The following is a 13,528-nucleotide window of genomic DNA, read 5'->3' on the forward strand; positions in this document are numbered from 1 at the left end:
GAAATTAGGCAACTTGTGGCAGTTGGTCGTCGCCCAATACGGCAAGGTTGTGCTGCTTTAAAAAATTATTCAACAGCTGATAGCCGTGTTCGCTAAGAATGGATTCTGGGTGAAATTGCACCCCTTCAACCGCCAATTCTTTGTGGCGAACTCCCATAATTTCCTGCATACTGCCGTCAGCATTGTTGGTCCAAGCGGTGATTTCTAGGCAGTCTGGCAGTGTGTTTTTGTCAATAACCAGTGAGTGATAGCGTGTGGCTGCAAAGCCATTGGGCAGATTGGCAAACACCCCTTGTGCCTGATGATGAATGTTTGACAGGCGACCATGCATTACCTCGCCTGCACGCACCACTTGACCGCCAAAGGCTTGACCGATTGCCTGATGACCAAGACAAATGCCCAAAATGGGAATTTTGCCAGCCAATTGTTGCAAAATCTCAAGACTGACCCCTGCCTCACTGGGGCTACAAGGGCCCGGCCCAATGATGATTGCCTGCGGTGCCAGTGCAATAATGTCCGCCAGTGTCGTTTCGTCATTACGCCATACGGTGATGTCTTGTTTTAATTCGCCAAAATATTGCACAATATTGTAAGTAAAACTACAGTAGTTATCAATCATTAAAATCATTTTAATACAACCTGTTAAACGAATTAAGTATTTTATCCATATTTTAGCTTGCGACAAGGCTTTGGGCGATTTATGGCAACCATGTGGTTATTTTACCACTTTTTTGGCGGTGGTAAAATACCGAATGTTACCAGTTTGGCAATGGCAAATGGTTTGGGCATTAAACAATCATTTGTGCATTAATACTGATAGTATTTACCAAATTAACAATAAAATTTAAGAAAAATTTAGTAATTTTTACAGATTTATGCTTTTAATCATTTGCCAACAATCAATGGATTGGTCAATTACAAAACTTTCTATTAACTTAATATAAAGTATTAAATTAAATTTCTTACAAATTAATCACTACTGATTGCGTTGATTATTTATTGGCAAATTGACAATCTATCAAATGATCATTGACCATGCCAACCGCTTGCATAAAGGCATAGCAGGTGGTTGCACCAACAAATGTAAAGCCGTCTTTTTTGAGCTGCTTGGCAAGCTTGGCGGAAATTTCGGTTTGTGCAGGAATTTCGGCAAGCGTTGCAGGGTGGTTGATGACGGGCTTGCCGTCAATAGTGGTTATGCCCCACAGATAGTCGCTAAAACTGCCGTTTGCCTTGATGGCAAGATAGGCTTTGGCATTGTTGATGATGGCACGAATTTTTCCACGATGGCGAATGATGCCGTCATTTTGTAGCAATTCGTTGATTTTTTGATCGTCATATTGGGCGATTTTGGCAGGGTTAAACCCATCAAAGGCTTGATAATACTGCTCACGGCGTTTTAGGATGGTAATCCAGCTTAGTCCTGCTTGCATGGCCTCTAGACACAACAGGGCAAAGAGTGTTTCGTCATCATAGATGGGCTTGCCCCATTCTTCGTCATGATAGCGAATGTACAAGGGGTCAGACAGGCACCAAGTGCAGCGGTTTATCGGTGTATTCATCAGATATAAAACTCAATTTGACTGTCCTGATCGCCCAGTACATCAAGATCATCTTTGCAGAGTGATTTTAGGCTCTCGGCATGAAAAGTGGGGTCAAGGCGTTTGATTGCCTCGCTTAGCTGACAGATTTGCTTGTCTTGGGTCTGGATATGAGCAAGCAAGGCGGCGATGCTGGAGGCAACAGGGTCTTTGGCATCTGGCTTTAGCCCATAGGCGGCAAATAATGCTTGTGATTGAGCTGGGTGGGCAGAGGGTGCTGGTGCGGATTCTTTGACAATCATGCGAGCGGCATTGCCAACCATTGTAGCACCAGCAGGCACGGGTTTGACCACAACGGCATTTGAGCCAATCTTGGCATCATCACCAACTGTAAAGCCGCCGAGTATTTTTGCACCAGCACCAACGACAACATTATTGCCAAGCGTAGGGTGGCGTTTGGCACCTTTTTCCCAAGAGACACCGCCCAAAGTTACGCCGTGATAAAGCGTTACATCATCACCGATTTCGGCAGTTTCGCCAATCACCACGCCCATGCCATGATCAATAAATAATCGTTTGCCGATTTTGGCGGCAGGGTGAATCTCAATGCCCGTGGTGCAGCGGCTAAGGTGCGACAGGCTGCGTGCCAAAAATTTATATTCAGCATTCCAAAGGGCGTGGGCAGCACGGTGCATGATACGAGCATGAATGCCGGGATAGGTCAGTAAAACCTCTGATTTGGTGCGAGCGGCAGGATCGCGAGTTAGCACCGCTTCTAGGTCATCATTGATGGCTTGTGTTAATTGGCGTAGTTTTTTTAGCATAAATGAGTTACCTTAAATCTCTACATGATACCGTCCATGGTGCGGTTTGGCAAATTTTGTGTTGGCATATCAATATGCAATTTGTCAAGTTGCTGTTTTTATGGCTGTGCTAATCTTGGCAATCAAGGCACGCATGAGTGCGTATTCTTTTTGATCCAGTTGCAATCGCTGATTGAGTCGCAATAAGCGATTTGTCAGTTGGGTAAGTTTGTCATCACGAACAAGGTCTAATTGCTCCATCAAGGCAATCAGTGCGGTGGTCAGCTCGTCAGCTTGTTGATGGGTGATGGCAGGTGCGTCCCAGTCGCTACGAACCACTAACTCAAGTGGATACTGCGTTTGGGCGACCCCTTGTGTTTGTTTGGTGCTGCTGATGGGCGAATGAGCAAACTGTGCCGAAAATCTCTCATAAAAACAAGCAGCAATGACCTGTATGGCACTGGCAACATTAAGCACAGGGTAGGCAGGGTTGGCTGGGATTTGGATATGATAATGAGCCAGTGCCAGCTCTTCGTTAGTCAGACCGCGATCTTCACGGCCGAACAAAATGGCGATTTTTGGCAGGCTGTGTGCTTGCGTTGTTGCTAAACTCTCGGCCGTAAGCAGTCTTGTGATGGCGATATCAGCCGCCATGCTCGGAGTAACAACAGGGCGAGGCAGCTGTCTGCTTCTGGCACTGGCGGCAAAAACGAGCGAGCAATCATTGATGATGGATGTCAAATCATCGGCGATGACGGCATTATCCAAAACACAGGTTGCACCAGCAGCGTTTGCTATGCTGCTTTGGTCAATGGGCAGGCGTGGATTGATGATTGTTAGGTTGTCCAGTCCCATGGTGTGTAAGGCACGAGCCGCCGAGCCGATATTGGCAGGCAGGGTTGTGCCAATCATGATGGTGTGGATTTGTGCCAAACAGGCAGCAAGTCGGTCAGTTTGTGTCATTAGCGAAATACCAAATTGTTCGTGTCAATATAGGATTTGAGCTTGCTAATATTGTCATCGCTAGGGTAGAGGCGAAAGCGTTCATTCACCTGAACACGGCTGATACTGCACTCATCATACAGATATAGGGCAATCGGCACGCATAAATCTGATGGCGGTACCGATGTTGCCTCGCCATCTTCGTCATGTGCCAAAGCGGCAAAATCGTGGGCGGTGAGTAGCTCAGGCGGTGGGCTATTTTCTTTTAATAAACTTAATACTTTATTTAATTTATCAGTATCATTGGCAGCCAGCTTGATATGAATTTCTTTTAAGCGTCTTAAGCGTGCCTGCTCAATCGGCTCAATGTGCAACAAGCGATAAAACAGTCTGCCGTCATCGCTTTCACGCACGCTGATTTTGGCGATGACGACATTGGCGACCGTCATACTCTCTGGCTCGCCTTTACTATTAAATGCTGGCTGATATTCTTCATCAAAGCCTCTGACTTTTTTGCCTGCGGTGATAATTTCTTTAAATTTATTAAAAGTATCGCCATAGCAACTAAGCTCTATACGACCTTTGCCATCGTCAATTTTGACAACAATACGATTGCCAAAAAACGCCACATCAAAAATCAGCCCTGCAATACGCACCGAACCATGATGACCTGTATCTTTTAGATCAAGCACGCTGTTTACAGAAGTGTACAGACCAAGCTCGCTGCGGTATTCGTCCAGCGGATGTCCTGTCAGATACAGACCGATGGTTTGTTGTTCATATCGTAGGCGGTCTTGGGTATGCCAATAGACATCTTCTAGCACGGGAGCAACCGACAGACCATCGTCCACTTCAGCAAATAAATCCATCGTGCCAGCAAGCTGATTTTGGCGGTTCTGATCGGCAGTTGCCATCGCATCAGGCAGTTGTCGCCACAGTCCGCGGCGTATCTGATAGCTGTGATCAAAACTCTCACCAAGATAATGCGGCTTGAGCGTTTCTGCCAAAATATCAAAGCAACCTGCTTTAATCAAGGCTTCCAATGAGCGTTTGCCGACTTTTTTTATGTCCACACGATTACAAAAATCGTACAAGTCCTTAAACGGCCCGTCTTTGCGTGCAGCGACAATGCTATTGACCGCTTCTTCGCCAACGCCTTTTACAGCACCAAGCCCATAGACGATGGTTTTGGCATCACGAACGACAAATTTCCACTGACTGTGATTGACGCTGGGTGGGATAACATTTAGATTAAAATTATCTTTACAATCACTTAACAAAAATACCACCTGATCGGTGTCGTCCATCTCGGAGGTTAATACCGCTGCCATAAATTCCGCAGGGTAGTAGTGCTTGAGATAAGCGGTCTGATAAGCAAGTACACCGTAGGCTGCCGAGTGCGATTTGTTAAATCCATAGCCTGCAAATTTTTCTACCAAATCAAAAATTTGTGCCGCCAAAGTGCCGTCAATGTTTTGTGCCACCGCACCTTCAACAAAAGTGCTGCGTTGTTTTGCCATCTCCTCTGGCTTTTTTTTGCCCATGGCTCGCCGCAACATATCGGCACCACCGAGCGTATAGCCCGCCAGCATTTGGGCGATTTGCATGACTTGCTCTTGATAAACAATCACCCCATAGGTTGGCTCAAGTGGTGCTTTTAGCAGCTCATGCTGAAATTGTGGGTGAGGGTAGGCGACTTCTTGAATGCCGTGCTTGCGTTCAATAAAGTCCGATACCATGCCAGATTCCAGCGGGCCGGGTCGGTACAGGGCACACATCGCAATGACATCTTCGATGTTTGATGGCTTTAGTTGGGCGAGGTATTTTTTCATGCCTGTGCTTTCTAGCTGAAATACGGCAGTGGTTTTGGCTTCTTGCAGCACCGCTTGATAAACCGCTTCGTCATCAAGTGGCAATTCGTCCAAATCAATTGGCTCTTGGTTTTGTAGTTTGCGAGTGTGGTTAATGTTGTCAATCGCCGCCTGAATAACAGTGAGATTGCGAAGACCCAAAAAGTCAAATTTCACCAAGCCGACAGCCTCGACATCGTCCTTATCAAACTGACTGACAGGGTGTCCTTCGCTATCGCAATACACCGCACTAAAATCGCTGATGCGGTTTGGGGCGATGAGCACACCACCTGCATGTTTGCCGACATTGCGTGTGATGCCTTCAAGTTTTTTTGCCATCTCCCAGATTTCTATTGCCAAATCATGATCTGGAACTTCAGGATTGGTTAATAACTCTTTAAGCTGTGGTTCTTGTTCCAAAGCAGCATCTAGGCTGATGCCGGGGGTTTTTGGGATAAGTTTTGAGATGCGATCACCAAGACCAAAGGGCTTGCCTTGCACACGCGTAACATCACGCACCACAGCACGAGCTGCCATGGTACCAAAGGTGATGATTTGGCTCACGGCTTGGCGACCGTAGGTTTGTGCAACATAATCAATCACCCGATCACGGCCTTCGATACAAAAATCAATATCAAAATCAGGCATCGAAACACGCTCTGGATTCAAAAACCGCTCAAAAAGCAAATCATAACGCAAAGGATCAAGGTCGGTAATGTTTAAGGCATAAGCAACCAGCGAGCCCGCCCCTGAGCCGCGACCTGGCCCAACAGGCACGCCATTGGCTTTTGCCCAGCGGATAAAGTCCATTACGATTAAAAAATAGCCTGGAAAACCCATTTTTAAGATGATGTCCAACTCATAATCAAGTCTGTCATCATAGCCTTTGCGAATTTCTGCCCAATCCTCGCCACGCTTATTGGGTGGATAAAGTTTGTCAAGGCGTGCGTTTAGACCATCTACAGAGACTTTTCTAAAAAAGCTGGCAATGCTTTCGCCTTCTGGAATCGGAAAATCAGGCAATACATTAATGCCCAGCGTCAAGGTTACATTGCAGCGACTTGCCAACAGGGCGGTGTTTTCGATAACTTGTGGCAAATCAACAAACAGCTCCGCCATGTCGTCTTGGCTTTTAAAATACTGCTGCTCACTGTATTCTCTGGGGCGGTTTTTGTCGCCCAAAGTATAGCCGCTGGCGATACATACGCGTGCTTCATGTGCATCAAAATCACTGCTTGTGGCGTTATTTTTGTCATTGATATCAACCACCGTTGGGTTAATAAAACGCACATCATTATGGGCAACGATGGCGATGCCAAGTTTTGAGGCTTGTATGATGGCATTTTCGTTGAAGCGATCATCGGAAGTTTTGATGCGGCGAATGCCAATATATAGTCGGTCGCCAAACCATTCTTGCCATGTTTGCAAAATTGGTAAGGCATTGTCAGGATTATTGCCAAGTAAAGAGGAAGCGATTTCTGAGCGGTGGGTTAAGATGGCAATCAAGCCTTCGCATCGCTTGGCAAGGGCTTCTTTGGTGATGATGGGTGTCTCAAAAACCACTGTGCCATTTTCACCGATTGGGCGACTGGTATACGCATCAGAAATTAGCCGAAGCAGGTTTTGGTAGCCATTATTATCCATGGCGTACAAAATCACACTGTGCTTGGCATCAGCGTCTGCTTTGTCTTGATGATTGCCAACGACAACCTCTGCACCCAAGATTGGCTTGATGCCCGCTGCAACACAGGCTTTGTAGAATTTGACAGCGGCGAACATATTATTATAATCCGCCAGTGCCAAGGAGTGCTGATTGTCAGCAGCGGCAGCCTTGACAAGCTGGTTGATACGGACGATAGAATCAACAATGGCGTATTCGCTGCGGATACCTAGATGAACAAATGACATAGTTTTATTTATATTTAATCAACAGTCTATTAACTTATAATGGATTTATCGTTACAGGAATGGGATTAAATTTTTTGCCATGCAGTTTGTTTTGTTGGTACAAAAATAACCAAGCAAGCATCAATCCTGTAATCATAACTATGAACAAAATCTTAAAAGTCCTACGCAGTAATATGCTTAAATTTACCATGACAATCCCCCATTTTGGCTCAAATGCTGTGCATGATTATACCAAAATCAGCCAGTTGTCATTAAGCCATTGACACAAGGTGGTCAAGTTGCCATCGGTGATTTCGCTTTCGGTAATTGCCTCGCCTGCCAACAGTACTGCAAGCAACTCTTGGTCGGCAGGTGAAAAATCCATCGCCTCGCCATTGATGTACCAACAATCATCAGTACGCACAAAACGACAGGCAGAGTTAATCAGCAAGCATTCGCCAGATTGCAGGCGAGATTTGAGTGTTTGATTATTTAGCTCATCTTCAAAGGCTAATAGCTCATACTGTCGTTTGCTGACCAGTTCGGCAATCGCTTGGGTGAGCAGTTTGTCGCCGTGTTCGCTGTTTAGCATGGTCATCAGTTCGTGCTTGATGGCTTGTATGCTGTCATTACTTAGCAAAAGTGCGTCTTGTTGCAATTTTTGTGGTAGGGTGAGTACGCGAAACAATTGCTCGTGGCTTGTGCCAACATCGGCAAGAGTATCAAGGATTTGTACCAAATTGGGACGGCGAAAGCCAAACGAAAAAGTTAGACAATCTGAAGTGGCAACCCCATGATGGCTTAGCATTGGCGGCACATATAGGACATCGCCTGCCTCCAGCACTTCGTCAAAAATAATCTGACCCATGTCATCAAGCAAGCGGATTGGCTGATTGGCGACAAATGCTGTGTTGGCATCGCACATCTTACCCAGCTGCCAGCGGCGAGAGCCATAGCCTTGAGCCAAAAACACATCATACTCATCATAATGAGCCCCAACCGAGCCACCCGCAGGTGCAACCGAGACCATGATGTCGTCTTGTTGCCATTTGGGAATAAAATCAAAATGCGACCACAATTGCCCAAGCTCTGGCGACCATTGCTCCAAATTTTGTACCAAAATCGTCCACAGTGCAGGCGTGCTATCAATATCCGCTTCGCTAAGCGGCGATGGCTTGAGCGACCATTGATGGCAATCGGCATCGTCTTGGCTGATTAGCCGTGCTGATACGCCATCTTCGATTGCCAAATCCAGCACATCTGTTGGTTCAAACATGCCAACAAGTTCAGGCAGACCGCCTTTAATAAGCAAAGGTTTTTTTTGCCAATATTCACGCAAAAAGGTCTCGGCGGTCATGCCATCGGGCAGGCAATAACGAATGGGCTGATTCATGATGGCTCCAAATAAGCTGGTGATATGATGATAACTGGCTAGCAAAAAGCACTTTTAACCAACCATCTTAAAAAATTTACCCTGATTTGTCAATTTGCTTGTGCATTTGCTGGTTGATTATTTAAGCTCTTTGGCACGGGCATAAAAGCGGTGTTGTTTGTGCCAAGTTGTGTCAGGCAAGCAATAAGTATGTCTAGGCTTGGGGATTTTGTCCGTTCAAACTATGTTCTGCTTGCAAAACAGTGGCAAATTATTAACAATTTTATTATAATAAAAAATAAATCATGGTGTGCTGGCTATTATTTTATTTTTATAAACTTTCTTGATAGAATTTATAATTAATAATTGCCAAATCTACCATTTAAGCATTTGCCAACTATCAATTTAGGTAATTTATGACAACGCACATACCCAATGTATCCGCTCAAGAAATCACCGAAGCCAGACTTGGTGAGCAAGGTGATGAGTCAGAATTTGAGTTTGACTATGCCATGAGTGAAAATGACGATTTGACACAAGCGGACATTGCTGCACTTTATGCCGAGCTTGCCGAAGCCGAGCAGGCATTGGTAACAATTCGTGATTTTATCCGCTTTGTTGTTACCAAACTGCGTCAATACGATGTGGTGGTGGCACAAGGGACAAATGACGAGTTTGCTGAAGCGGCAGCGATTGTGCTACATTCTTTGTCGCTGCAATGGTCGGCAGATGAGCAGATTTTGGATTGCAAGCTCACCCCCAGCGAAAAACAAGAAGTGCTGACTTTGCTGTCAGAGCGTATCATTCAACGCAAGCCTTTGTCTTATTTGATTAATTTGGCATATTTTTGTGGCTTGCCGTTCTATGTTGATGAGCGGGTGCTGATTCCGCGTTCGCCAATTGCTGAACTGATTAACCAGCAATTTTATCCGTATTTTGATGTTGATGATGTCCGCAAAAATAAGTTTTTTAGCCATGGCTTGAGCGAGTCGCAATTGGCAGCCCCTGAGCGGATTTTGGATTTATGCACAGGGTCGGGCTGTATCGCCATCGCCCTTGCCAAAGCCTTCCCCGATGCCAACATTGATGCAACCGATATTGACAAAGACGCACTGGAAGTAGCGTGGATTAATGTTGAGCATCATGAGCTTGCCCATCAGGTCAATCTGCTTGAGTCGGATTTATTCGCCAAATTGCCTGCCGAGAATCAGTATGAGTTGATTGTCAGCAATCCACCGTATGTTGATGCAGCGGTGATGGCGGACTTGCCTCCTGAATTTTTGCATGAGCCTGAGCACGCACTGGCGGCAGGTCAAGATGGCTTGGATTTGGTGCATCAAATCCTATACCATGCTGCTGATTATTTAACCCGTGATGGCTTGCTGGTCTGCGAAGTTGGCGACAGTGAATGGGCATTGCGTCAGGCTTATCCTGAGATACAGTTTGACTGGCTGGATTTTCAAAAGGGTGGCAGCGGCGTATTTGCCATTACCCGTGAAGAATTGCTTGAGTATCGTGAAGATTTTGCTCGGCAAGTGGCACGCGTCCAAGGGCAGCACCATTAAGCAGTTAAACAGCCAAAAGCATTTTGCAAAAACCGTATGTTGTGAACCGCACCCCAAAAGTTAGACATTCCACTACTAACTCTTGGGGTGCTTTCTATGGCAAAATACACACTTGATTTCAAGCTGTCTGTGATGGCCTATTATCAAAACAATCACAGCTACAAACGCACAGCAAAACATTTTGGTTTAGACCACAAAACAGTAGAGCTTTGGGTCAAACTCTACCAAACACACGGTATTGATGGTATTAAAAGACGAAGAACCAAAGCCATCTATGACACCACCTTTAAACTTAACGCTGTACAACAAGTTCTTCTTGGCAAATCTTTGACACAGCTTGCCATAGAGCTTAATCTACCACAACCTGCTTTACTGTCAAACTGGTTAAAGTCCTATCAAAGCTTTGGTATAATGGGACTTACTCCCAAACCCAAAGGCAGAAAAGCAATGCCAAACAAACACAATACCAATAAAGACAAAACAACCAAAAACAAATCAACAAGCAAAACCAAGCCACAAGATGATGACTATGCCAAACTTCTAAAACGCCTAGCATACTTAGAAGCAGAAAACGACTACCTAAAAAAGCTCGATGCCTTAATTCGTCAAAAGGAACAATCAAAGAACAAGTCCTGATTGTTCAAGAATTAAGGCATAAACACCCTCTAAAAGATTTGTTGGTAATCTCAAACCTGCCAAGAAGTGTGTTTTATTACCACATTCGTCAAAGTACAAAGCCTGACAAAGACCAATTCCTAAAAGAACGCATTAACCACATCTACCATAAGCACAAAGGCAGATATGGGTATCGTAGAATTACCTTAGAACTCAACCATCAGCTTAACAATCAAAAATGGTCAACTGATGTAACAGAGTTTAAGGTGCAAGATGAGGCACAAAATGGCATAATCACAGAGAAAAAACTGTATCTATCGCCCATCATAGACTTGTTTAATGGCGAGATTGTCAGTTATGCTCTCAATGAACGACCTACTTATGACTTGGTTAATGAGATGTTAAGTAATGCTTTATCTAAACTAAGACCTAATGAAACACCCATCATTCATTCAGACAGAGGCATACACTACCAACAGTATCATTATCAACAAACTTTAAAGGAACAAGGCTTAATCCAAAGTATGTCAAGAAAGGGTAATTGTCTTGATAATGCAGTCATTGAAAGTTTCTTTGGGACACTCAAACAGGAAATCTTTTATGAACAAACCACTTTCACATCCATCAATGAGCTTAAAACAACGATTGATGAGTACATTCATTATTACAATTATAATAGAATAAAGACCAAACTAAAAGGACTAAGTCCTGTCAGATACAGAAGCTTAGTCCTTGGTCAAACCACTTAGCTTTATCAACCTAACCTTTAATCTTGTGTCTAAGATTTGGGGGTCGGTTCAGTTGTTCATGCGGTTTTTTATTGACCTTAAATCGTTATCGGTGATGATGAATTGCAAAAGTTTTATTGTCTTAAGCAAATAAACGCCAGCCATCATAAATTATCAAGTATTAACGAACGAATTGGCAGGCAGACCAATGGCAGGGCGGTAAATTTTCATTTGCATCATGACTTTGGGGCGAGATTTTAGTATAATTGTTTGTTTTTATAAAATTTCCATTAGCCAAATTTAGCCAAGAGTATGCAAGTGAACAAAATCCCTGTTATGGACATTGCCAAATCTGCCGAAATTACTGACAAAATCAATCTTTTGGGTATGTCAAAAGATGAGCTTGCGGCTTTTTTTGTCAGTATTGGCGAAAAACCGTTTCGTGCCACGCAGGTGATGAAGTGGATTTATCAGTTTGGCGTAACGGATTTTTTTGAGATGTCAAATATTTCAAAAAAACTTCAACAACGCTTGCATGAATTGGCGTGCGTGCTGCCACCTGTGGTGCGTTATAAGGAATTTAGCCAAGATGGTACGCGAAAATGGGTATTTGAAGTGGCAGGGGGTTCGTTGGTCGAAACCGTGTTGATTCCTGCCGAAGATAATAAGCAATTTGGACGCAAGACTTTGTGCATATCATCGCAAGTGGGCTGTGCCTTAGATTGCTCATTTTGTAGTACTGGTAAACAAGGATTTGAGCGTGATTTAACACCGAGCGAGATTATTGGTCAATTGTGGGTTGCCAATCAGTCTTATATGGACGATGTGCCAGCGACCAAGCGGCAGAATTTGGTTACCAATGTGGTGATGATGGGTATGGGCGAGCCATTGTTAAACTATGAACCAGTGGTGGCAGCAATGTCATTGATGCTTGATGACCATGCATTTGGGTTATCCAAACGCCGTGTAACGCTATCAACTTCGGGCATTGTGCCAAAAATGTACGACTTGGCAAAAGATATTGATGTGGCATTGGCAATCAGTCTGCACGCACCCAATGATACGCTGCGAGACGAATTGGTGCCGATTAATAAAAAATATCCCCTAAATGAGCTTATCAAGGCTGCCAAAGCCTATATTTATGATGAAAATCCACGCCACAAAAAGCATGTAACCATTGAATATGTTATGCTGGCTGGCGTGAATGACAGCGATGAACACGCACACCAATTGGCGGCATTGCTCAAGGACTTGCCAAGCAAAATCAATCTGATTCCATTTAATCCATTTGCTCACGCTCCTTATCAGCGTTCAAGCAATAATCGCATTCATGCTTTTAGCAATATCTTAAACCAAGCAGGGTTTGTTTGTACCATTCGCCAGACTCGCGGTGATGATATTGATGCTGCTTGTGGGCAATTGGTCGGGCAGGTGGCAGATCGTACGCGTCGTGCCAAAAAATGGCAAGAAAGTATCGAAAAACGCCAGCAAGCGATGCTGCTAGATGGTGCTGATATTGCCAAATAATCAAAAGATTGCTAGAATGCCAAACAGAATAAATTCATGCTAAGCGAGGTGGTGGGTGCAAAAGATTGTCATGGTTTTGGTGATTCTTATGAGCCTATCCGCCTGCCAAAGCACACCCAGTGGCACAAATCACAACAATCAATCGCTTGCAGTGATTTATACCGAGATTGCCGAGCAGCTGCTTGTAGCAGGTGAGATTGATGCTGCCAAAAATCAGCTGGACAGAGTGTTTGAGCTGAATAAAAACCATGCCGCTGCCTATCGTGTCTTGGCAAATATTTATCAAGCCACACAAGATGATGCATATAAGCAGCAAGCACGCACATTGTATAAAAAGGCGATTCTTCTTGATGAAACGGATATGCAAAATTACATGGATTACGGCTTGTATTTGGTGCAGCTTGGTGAATATGACGAGGCGTTGCAGCAATTTGCCAAACCAAGCAAAGAAATTGGTTATGCAGCACGGCTGATGGCGATTGAAAACATGGCATTTATTGAATACAAAAAATTGCAAACGCTTGCCACAGCTGAGCAGCTTAGCCGAGCCAAAACCGCTTTATACCGTGCGGTGCAAGCAGGCAGTCAAAATCCTGCATTATTGGCAGCGTATCAATCCGTGAGCAATGTTGGTCTGCTTGATTGATTATTTTGTGCAATAATCTTGGCAAGTTTTGTTTAATTTATTAAAAATTTAA

10 protein-coding genes and 1 pseudogene are annotated in these 13,528 nt (G+C 44.4%); 5 read left to right on the forward strand and 6 right to left on the reverse strand.

Translation table 11 applies throughout. From position 1 onward, the window contains the following. Positions 1-4 precede the first annotated feature (4 nt). The 6 genes from EL162_RS06715 to EL162_RS06740 form a co-directional block, all read right to left on the reverse strand. Positions 5-628, reverse strand: a complete 624-nt coding sequence (locus tag EL162_RS06715; protein WP_126330982.1) for an aminodeoxychorismate/anthranilate synthase component II — start codon at positions 626-628, stop codon at positions 5-7. A gap of 364 nt (positions 629-992) precedes the next feature. Then, complete coding sequence (locus EL162_RS06720; protein WP_126330984.1) at positions 993-1,562, reverse strand: DNA-3-methyladenine glycosylase I; 570 nt, start codon at positions 1,560-1,562, stop codon at positions 993-995. Further along, complete coding sequence (gene cysE, locus EL162_RS06725) at positions 1,562-2,365, reverse strand: serine O-acetyltransferase (RefSeq protein ID WP_076555242.1); 804 nt, start codon at positions 2,363-2,365, stop codon at positions 1,562-1,564. The genes EL162_RS06720 and cysE overlap by 1 nt, the downstream gene beginning before the upstream one ends. A gap of 84 nt (positions 2,366-2,449) precedes the next feature. Further along, complete coding sequence (locus EL162_RS06730) at positions 2,450-3,307, reverse strand: RNA methyltransferase (protein WP_126330986.1); 858 nt, start codon at positions 3,305-3,307, stop codon at positions 2,450-2,452. After that, positions 3,307-7,044, reverse strand: a complete 3,738-nt coding sequence (dnaE, locus tag EL162_RS06735) for a DNA polymerase III subunit alpha (RefSeq protein WP_076555244.1) — start codon at positions 7,042-7,044, stop codon at positions 3,307-3,309. Before dnaE ends, EL162_RS06730 begins: the two co-directional genes overlap by 1 nt. Positions 7,045-7,270: 226 nt before the next feature. Continuing rightward, on the reverse strand, positions 7,271-8,416 hold the full coding sequence (locus EL162_RS06740) for a cupin domain-containing protein (RefSeq protein ID WP_126330989.1): 1,146 nt from the start codon (positions 8,414-8,416) through the stop codon (positions 7,271-7,273). Positions 8,417-8,907: 491 nt separating this feature from the next. Between EL162_RS06740 and prmB the strand changes: the two genes are divergently transcribed. The 5 genes and pseudogenes from prmB (at position 8,908) to EL162_RS06765 (ending at position 13,476) form a co-directional block, all read left to right on the forward strand. Next, positions 8,908-9,960, forward strand: a complete 1,053-nt coding sequence (prmB, locus tag EL162_RS06745) for a 50S ribosomal protein L3 N(5)-glutamine methyltransferase (protein ID WP_076555277.1) — start codon at positions 8,908-8,910, stop codon at positions 9,958-9,960. 96 nt (positions 9,961-10,056) lie between these two features. Then, positions 10,057-10,596 carry a helix-turn-helix domain-containing protein gene (locus tag EL162_RS06750; RefSeq protein ID WP_126330937.1) on the forward strand — a complete coding sequence of 180 codons (540 nt, stop codon included), beginning with the start codon at positions 10,057-10,059 and terminating at the stop codon, positions 10,594-10,596. A 38-nt stretch (positions 10,597-10,634) separates the two neighbouring features. Beyond that, a pseudogene (locus tag EL162_RS06755) lies at positions 10,635-11,324 on the forward strand (IS3 family transposase); the annotation flags it as partial. Positions 11,325-11,621: 297 nt separating this feature from the next. Further along, on the forward strand, positions 11,622-12,830 hold the full coding sequence (gene rlmN, locus EL162_RS06760) for a dual-specificity RNA methyltransferase RlmN (protein ID WP_126331701.1): 1,209 nt from the start codon (positions 11,622-11,624) through the stop codon (positions 12,828-12,830). An 88-nt stretch (positions 12,831-12,918) separates the two neighbouring features. Next, positions 12,919-13,476 (forward strand): pilus assembly protein, encoded by a 558-nt coding sequence (locus EL162_RS06765; RefSeq protein WP_126330992.1) that lies wholly within the window; start codon positions 12,919-12,921, stop codon positions 13,474-13,476. Positions 13,477-13,528 lie beyond the last annotated feature (52 nt).

This window comes from Moraxella cuniculi (assembly GCF_900637105.1).
Classification (GTDB): domain Bacteria; phylum Pseudomonadota; class Gammaproteobacteria; order Pseudomonadales; family Moraxellaceae; genus Moraxella; species Moraxella cuniculi.

Coding starts and splice junctions, on each gene's coding strand:
- cysE (WP_076555242.1), bottom strand. CDS start 2,365: ATGCTAAAAAAACTACGCCAATTAACACAAGCCATCAATGATGACCTA.
- EL162_RS06740 (WP_126330989.1), bottom strand. CDS start 8,416: ATGAATCAGCCCATTCGTTATTGCCTGCCCGATGGCATGACCGCCGAG.
- EL162_RS06715 (WP_126330982.1), bottom strand. CDS start 628: ATGATTTTAATGATTGATAACTACTGTAGTTTTACTTACAATATTGTG.
- dnaE (WP_076555244.1), bottom strand. CDS start 7,044: ATGTCATTTGTTCATCTAGGTATCCGCAGCGAATACGCCATTGTTGAT.
- EL162_RS06720 (WP_126330984.1), bottom strand. CDS start 1,562: ATGAATACACCGATAAACCGCTGCACTTGGTGCCTGTCTGACCCCTTG.
- prmB (WP_076555277.1), top strand. CDS start 8,908: ATGAGTGAAAATGACGATTTGACACAAGCGGACATTGCTGCACTTTAT.
- EL162_RS06750 (WP_126330937.1), top strand. CDS start 10,057: ATGGCAAAATACACACTTGATTTCAAGCTGTCTGTGATGGCCTATTAT.
- EL162_RS06765 (WP_126330992.1), top strand. CDS start 12,919: ATGAGCCTATCCGCCTGCCAAAGCACACCCAGTGGCACAAATCACAAC.
- EL162_RS06730 (WP_126330986.1), bottom strand. CDS start 3,307: ATGACACAAACTGACCGACTTGCTGCCTGTTTGGCACAAATCCACACC.